Genomic DNA, 6,411 nt, shown 5'->3' on the forward strand with positions numbered 1-6,411 from the left:
TAAATATTAGAAAAAATTAATATCATGATTGTGCAAACAAATCTTATAAAAAAAATATGCTTTTCTTTTTTTGTCTTGTTTTTTTTCGCTTGTGAAGACGAGCTTAATTTAAATCCTAAAAACCAATATGCCAATGAAAGTTTTTGGACTAATGAAACCAATGCGATGCTTGCATTAACTGGGGTTTATAGAGGTCCAATAAGTCATGCTGGTACACAGACAAAACCTACAGACTGGTGGAGTTATTATGGTGTTATTTTATTGGAACATGCTACTGATAATGCTTATGATAGAAGAGGTGATAATTCCAATTTTGTAACTATTACCAATGGGAATCTTCTGGCTAATAATAGCTATATACTTGAATATTGGAAAAGTTCATATAAAAGGGTTGCGATATGCAATGATTTTTTGGAAAACATTATTCAAGTTGATGAAATAAATGAAACTACCAAAAATCGTATGATAGCAGAAGTAAAGTTCATACGAGCTTGCCAATATTTTTATTTGTCTCAATTTTGGGGTTCTGTACCTTTGGTTACTAATACACTTACTCCTGATGAAGCGAATCAAGTAGAAAAAGTTGACCGGTCTACAATTGTAGAATTTGTGATAAAAGAGCTTAATGAAGCTGTTCCTCATTTGCCTAGATATAAAGATATTCCTTTGGCTGAGTCGGGTAGAGCATCAAGACAAGCTGCTTTGGGATTCTTGGGCAGAATATATTTGGCAGAAAAAAGATTTACTGAGGCTAGTTCTGTATATAAAGAGATCATTGACTACAATGACAATATAATAGATCCAGATTATAGATCTATATTTTTGGCAGAAAATGAAACTAGCGCTGAGAATATATTCAGTGTGAAGTATTTAGAAGGTGACGCACCCAATAGTGTTCAATTGTATTCTTATCCATCAATCCTACAAGGTTTTTCTCTTATTAATCCGTTGGGTAGCTTAGCCGAATCTTTTGAGTTTAATGATGGTACACCATTTTCATACGATGATCCTAGGTATAATTCTAGAAATTTAAGTGAAAATCGAGATCCTAGATTTAGTTATACACTTCTTGCAGACGGTGATTCTTTTAGTGGACAAAAATTTATTACTCATCCCGATAGTATTAATTCAAAAGATGTCATTTCATATGCTAATCAAGCAACTAGGACAGGATATGCATGTATTAAATTTTGTCAAGAGTTTTTCTCTGGTGATCCTAGAAATGACTATGGTGCGGATGTCCCATTACTTCGCTATGCTGAAATTCTTTTAAGTTATTTGGAAGCAAAATTAGAAGCTGGTGACCCGATTACACAAGAATTATTAGATCAGACCATTAATAAAGTAAGAGGAAGAGAAAGTGTAAATATGCCAAGTGTTACTGAAACGGATCCAGATCTGTTAAGGCCCTTGCTTAGAAATGAGAGAAGAGTGGAATTGGCCATGGAAGGATTGCGCTATTGGGATTTGTTGAGATGGGGTATTATAGGTGAAACATTACAGGGTGATTTTTGGGGTGCACCTTATCCAGATTCTCAGAGATATGCTACTGTAACTAAAAAAATTGATTCAAATGCACGTTGGTATGTGACTTCCAAAAACTTTAGAGTAGGTCAAGATGAATTTTGGCCAATCCCAGAAAGTGAATCAAACATTAATCCGAAATTAATCCAATAGAGATAGTATTGAATTTCTTATTATAATTTTTTCAAAGAAGAATAACCAATATGCAAAAGCAGGTATACCTATTTTTATTAATGATAGCTTGTACATTTTTAAATGGGCAAAGCATTGATAGAAAGCAGAAGAATGTTTTATATGTTATAGCCGATGATCTTTCATCCATTATTAATAGCTATAATGATGGGGGTGTTATTACGCCCAATCTTGATAAACTTGCCGCAAATGGAGTAGTGTTTGAAAAAGCATACTGCCAGTCATCTTTATGTAATCCTTCACGAACATCAATCATGACGGGGAAGTATCCTGCAGAAACCAGAGTTTTGGGCAATCAGCCCCATTTTAGAGGTGTAGATCCCAGTGTTAAAACGATACCGCAATATTTTAAAGAGCAGGGTTATTACTCTGTTGGAATTGGTAAGATATATCACAATTGGGGGCAAGCCATTAAAGGAGATGAAAGATCATGGAGCGAACCAGAAATCTATCATTGGGGTGCTCATTTTATGGATTGGTACATTCCAGGAAGACCTTATGAATTGCATACAGATATCAAAAAAAGGGGAGCAGTCCAATGTGAGGATGTCCCGGATGAGGCTTATTTAGATGGTAGAGTAGCAAATGCTGCAGTCAATAAATTGAGAGAGTTACGAGAAGTTCCTTTTTTTATGGCAGTAGGATTTTGGAAACCACATTTACCTTATAATGCACCTAAGAAGTACTGGGATTTATATGATAGAGAAAATTTGCCAGGGGTAAAGTATGATAGCCCAGTTAATAATTTACCGGAATGGGTTTATGTAAATTCAAATGAGGCTAGAAGCTACACGGATGTTCATAGACTGGATGATATTTCAGAAGAAAAAAAGGCGGAATTGAGACATGGTTATTTGGCATCTATTTCATATATGGATGCTCAATTTGGCAAAATATATCAAGAATTAGAAAGGTTAGATTTACTTAATTCAACAATCATTGTATTTGTTTCAGATCATGGATATCATGCTGGCGAACACGGTCAATTTGGTAAGTGGACTAATTTTGAAATTGGAGCCAAAGTGCCTTTAATTTTATCCTCTCCAGGGTTAATTGAAAAAGGTGCGAGAGTTGATGAAGTTGTAGAATTGATTGACTTATTTCCAAGTTTAATTGATTTATGCGATGTTGAGAAAACCAATTATTTCAAAAAATTATCGGGAACTTCTTTTAAATCAATACTACTTGATAAGAAGACAACTGTTAAAAACACTGCAGTTACACAAATTCAAAGACCCATAGGAAGTGAGGAGTCGTTTAAGGTTTTGGGATCTTCAATCCGTTCAGATAATTTTAGATACAATGTTTGGACAGACAGATATACCAATACGATAATAGCCGAGGAATTATATGATTTATCAATGGATGTTATGAAAGTTGAAAATGTAGCTCATTTAGCAAAATATCAAGCTATAAAACGAGAGCACTTGAAACTCTTGAATGACAAATTAAATTCGAATTTCAAGGAATAATCGATATATTTTTTTTAATCCAATCTTGATTTTAAGATTGAACTTCGAGGTTGTATTGCGATTTCATTTAATGTGTAATCGGCTTATTTAGATCGTTGTGCATTTTTTACATCAATAAAATAATAATTTAATGAAAACCAATTACCAAAGTAATATCCGGTTAACTATAAGAGTCAATAGTATTTTATTTTTTTCTCTAATATTCGTCTGCAACTTATTTTCTCAGGGATCAAAAGTGCCTGGTGTGGTAGTTGATTATATACCTGCAAGTCTGCAATATTTTGTAGGCTCACCTAGTATCTGTGTTTTGGAGGATGGAAGTTATATTGCCTCGCATGATCGTTTTGGTCCAGAATCAAACTATAGAGTAGCTGGAACCACTGAAGTATTTAAATCTACTAATAAAGGTAAAACTTGGAATAAAATTTCTACAATTGTAGGCCAACATTGGTCTAATCTTTTTACTCATAATAATGAATTATATCTTCTAGGTACATCTAAAGCTCATGGAAATATTGTTATTAGAAGATCTATCGATGGAGGAGTAACTTGGAGTACCCCAAATGACAAAACTACTGGTTTGTTATTCGAAGGAATTTATCATACAGCTCCAATGCCCATTATTAAACACGATGGAAGGTTGTGGCGAACGATGGAAAAGGCTGAAGCAGAGATTACATCCAAGGGAAAAAAATATCCACAAAAATTAATCAGTGCATTCATGATGTCAGTTTCGGAAAATGTGGACTTGTTAAATGCAGAAAATTGGGTGCTATCTAATGCATTGCCACATAATTCAACCTATTTAGATGGAAATTTTGGTGGATGGATAGAAGGTAATGCTATTGTTACTAAATCTGGAGATGTGGTAAATATGCTAAGAGTAGGAAATCCAAACAATGTACCAGAGAGGGCTGCATTAATAAGAATTAGTAAAGATGGTAAAAAAGCTAGTTTTGATCCAGAATCTGACTTTATTCATTTTTCAGGTGGAGCTAAAAAATTTACCGTAAGATATGACAGTGAAACAGATGAATATTGGAGTCTTGTAAACTATGTTAAAAAAGAATTTTCTCATCGTTTGCCAGGCAATGTTAGGAATACTTTGGTTTTAGTTAGTTCTCCGGATTTAAAGGATTGGACAATTAGAAAAGTTATTCTTGAACACCCAGATGTGACAAAGCATGGATTTCAATATGTGGATTGGCAATTTGAAGGGAAGGATATAATTCTTGTTTCCAGAACTGCCTATGATGACAAGTTTGGAGGCTCTCATAGCCACCATGATGCCAATTATCTTACTTTTCACAGAATTAAGAAGTACAAAAAATTGTTACGTTCCAATCTTAAAATAGATTAAGGTTTAAATAATGGCGCTCAATACAAAAACTTCGTTCATTATTCTTTTTCTATTGGTAAGTAATATCTTATGGTCTCAATCTAATTTAAAACCAAATGTATTATTTATAATAGCAGATGACTTAACAACAACAGCTTTGTCTAGTTATGGGAGTAAAAGTATTCATACCCCAAATATAGATAGCCTTGCAAAAGAGGGAATGCTTTATTCACATGCATACTCACAGTATCCTGTTTGTGCTCCTTCTCGAACTTCATTAATGTTTGGTTATTACCCCAATGCAACGCTGAGTTTTAAAGCGGGAAGTGGTCGAAATGTAGTAGGTGAAGATAGAAAGTCGTGGTCGCAGGTATTTAAAGATTCGGGCTATTATACTGCACGAGTAAGTAAAATATTTCACATGGGAGTACCCATTGATATTGAAATTGGTTCCAATGGGAAGGACGATTCAGCTTCATGGAATGAAAGATTTAACAGTCAGGCTTTGGAGTGGAAATCTGAGGGAGAAGCAGAATTGGTTCAGAATAATCCTTATGGATTGTTGCCGCGCAAAGGTGGTAATGTAATGACGATTGTTAAGGCTGAGGGAGGTGATCTAGCTCAATCTGACGGAATAAGCGCTGCAAAAGCTTCTCAATTAATAAGAGAACATAAAAATGAACCCTTTTTCTTAGCAGTAGGATTTGTAAGACCACATGTGCCATTTGTTGCACCTGAAGAGTATTTTGATCCTTTTCCATATATGCAAATGGTTTTGCCTCCCAAAGTAGAAAATGATTGGGATGATATACCGGATCGAGGTATCAATTATGTTACGAGTAAGAATGCGGTAATGTCTACTTCCCAAGAGCAAAAAGCAATGGCGGGGTATTATGCATCTGTAACTTTTTTGGATGCTCAGGTGGGAAAAGTATTACAGACATTGAAAGAAGAGGGTTTGGAGGACAATACTATTGTGATTTTTACTTCTGATCATGGATATCATTTAGGTGAACATAGATTTTGGATGAAGGTGAGTTTACATGAAGAATCAGTAAAAGTTCCGCTCATTATTAAAGTTCCGGGCAAAGAACCAGGTGTTTGTTCTTCGTTTACGGAATTAATTGATTTATATCCAACGATTACTGAAATAGCTGGATTGAATACTTCTCCATATTTGCAAGGAAAGAGCATAGTGAAAACACTCGATAATCCTGAGGTAAAGGTTAGAGATTTTGCGTTTTCTATGAATAACTGGAAAGGTAAAATGGCTTTTTTAATAAGGACTTCAGAATGGGCATACATTCAATATGATGAAGATGTAGGTGGGGGAATGGAATTGTATGATATGGTTAATGATGCTAAGCAATTTAATAATTTAGCCCATAATCCTTTGTATGAAAAAATTGTATTGGAGTTGCAGTCAAAACTCAAGGAAAAATTGAAAATCATTAGATCTAATGATTTGGGAATTGAATATTAATTTGAATATTATGTAGGAGTCGTTGATTTAGCTAAAGTATATTGATTTACGTGCTATATCATCTATTTAAAATATATAAGCCTTATGAAAAAAATTAATTTTGTTGTTTTCTTAATATTGTGTTTAAGTTCTATTATGTGGGCTCAATCCCCGCCTAATTTCCTAGTAATATTGGTAGATGATTTAGGTAAGACAGATTTAGGTACCTATGGGAATGACTTTATTGAAACCCCCAATATAGATCAATTGGCCCAAGATGGAATGAAATGGGTCAATGCTTATTCAGGTGCACCGGTATGTTCACCGTCGAGAGCTGCTTTTCTGACTGGTAAAAATTCAGCAAGAGTACATTTTACAGGTCATATTACAGCTATAGGAAGGCACCGTCATCCTGAAAATAG

The 6,411-nt window shown here is 34.4% G+C and carries 5 protein-coding genes; all 5 read left to right on the forward strand.

The window, feature by feature from the left end; genetic code table 11:
- The first annotated feature begins 24 nt into the window (after positions 1 to 24).
- Positions 25 to 1,677, forward strand: a complete 1,653-nt coding sequence (locus tag LVD51_RS18525) for a RagB/SusD family nutrient uptake outer membrane protein (RefSeq protein WP_236972865.1) — start codon at positions 25 to 27, stop codon at positions 1,675 to 1,677.
- Between the two features lie 50 nt (positions 1,678 to 1,727).
- Positions 1,728 to 3,188 carry a sulfatase gene (locus LVD51_RS18530; RefSeq protein ID WP_236972866.1) on the forward strand — a complete coding sequence of 487 codons (1,461 nt, stop codon included), beginning with the start codon at positions 1,728 to 1,730 and terminating at the stop codon, positions 3,186 to 3,188.
- Positions 3,189 to 3,318: 130 nt separating this feature from the next.
- Positions 3,319 to 4,548, forward strand: coding sequence for a sialidase family protein (locus tag LVD51_RS18535; RefSeq protein WP_236972867.1), 1,230 nt, complete (start codon positions 3,319 to 3,321; stop codon positions 4,546 to 4,548).
- A 10-nt stretch (positions 4,549 to 4,558) separates the two neighbouring features.
- Complete coding sequence (locus LVD51_RS18540; protein ID WP_236972868.1) at positions 4,559 to 6,010, forward strand: sulfatase; 1,452 nt, start codon at positions 4,559 to 4,561, stop codon at positions 6,008 to 6,010.
- 84 nt (positions 6,011 to 6,094) lie between these two features.
- The coding region (locus LVD51_RS18545; RefSeq protein ID WP_236972869.1) for a sulfatase-like hydrolase/transferase at positions 6,095 to 6,411 on the forward strand (317 nt) is incomplete at its 3' end.

Source organism: Membranihabitans marinus (genome assembly GCF_021729155.1).
GTDB classification, from domain to species: Bacteria; Bacteroidota; Bacteroidia; order Chitinophagales; family Saprospiraceae; genus Membranihabitans; species Membranihabitans marinus.